Origin of the sequence: Prevotella brunnea (genome assembly GCF_008016795.1) — a bacterium.
GTDB classification, from domain to species: domain Bacteria; phylum Bacteroidota; class Bacteroidia; order Bacteroidales; family Bacteroidaceae; genus Prevotella; species Prevotella brunnea.
On the sequence record NZ_SDIK01000108.1, the window covers coordinates 1 to 1,165 of the forward strand.

Here is a 1,165-nt window from a genome sequence, read left to right on the forward strand (position 1 = left end):
GGATAACACCGTTGTTTCGTTAAAGTTGGAATCCACTCCTTGAATACTCCATTTTATCATGCTTCGAAGAAGGCACAAAAGAAACCGCATGGCACTTTTGAAGTTGAATGCAGCCGCAGCGAGCATCACGTTGATGGCATCACCCAAGAGACCCTTGTAGAAGTTCCTCCCCAATCGATGATCTGCCTTGCAGTGCCCTATAACAGGCTCTATTCCTGCTCTCTTGCGGAAGAACCTTTGTTTTTTCTTTTTCGTGTGTGGCGAGTCGCTTGCCTTGGGAACGCCGGGTATCATGATGTTCGTCTCTCCGCACGTTTCCTGCCCGCGATACCCTCTATCCCCCGCGAGTCTTTTGATTTTCCTGCCATAGACCCTGCCGACCTGCTCCATTGCCTTGTCTATCGTGTGACCGTCGTATTCATTGCGGAAAGATAATGCACCAACAATGAGACCATTCCACAGTCTGACAAGGGAGACTTTATTGCCGAACTCGTATTTCTTGTGATCCTTCCCCTTGCTGATGCACAACACGTCCGGCTCATGAAGGGAGTAGATCTTGTGACCGTCCATTCTCTCGCCGTTAACGAACTTCATGCAGACCTCAATACGTTCTTGGTAAGAGTTCTCAGGGGGCAAATTCCGAACCAGTTCGCGCAACAGTCTTCCGGCGATGGTACGCATCCGACGGTCGGCCTTCCTTACCTTGGCTGAACTGTTCTTCCTGCCACGGAAACACTGCACAAGCTTAAGTCTCTTGATTTCCCTGGCATAGCTTTGGCGCACTTTGAGATGCTCTGCATGAGCCACGTCGCGGCAGAAACCGATGATTTTATTCAGGAGTTTCGAATCCGTGGGGAACGTGACGTTCTTCTCCTGCACGGTAGAGTCGATAAAGGCTGTCTGCTCGGTGTCGGACTTGCGTCCACGACCGTCCTTGCCGTCATTTCTGTTTTCATTCTCTTTCCGCTTGTCGTCAAGCATCAGATTTACCCGGATGCTCTCCTTGAGAATCAACTCCATACCCGCTTCGCCAATGCGATGGCGGAACTCCACGAGTTCCGTCGGTACGCAAGGTTTGGCGATGGTGAAGGATTCCATTCCGCAAAAATACTGGTAGTAGGCGTTCTCCGAGAACTGTTCCACGACGCTCTCGTCCGAGACGTTG

The 1,165-nt window shown here is 51.0% G+C and carries 1 protein-coding gene; it reads right to left on the bottom strand.

Going from position 1 to position 1,165, the window contains the following annotated elements; genetic code table 11:
* The coding region (locus ETF27_RS11010) for an IS5 family transposase (protein WP_147785833.1) at nucleotides 1-1,165 on the bottom strand (1,165 nt) is incomplete at both ends.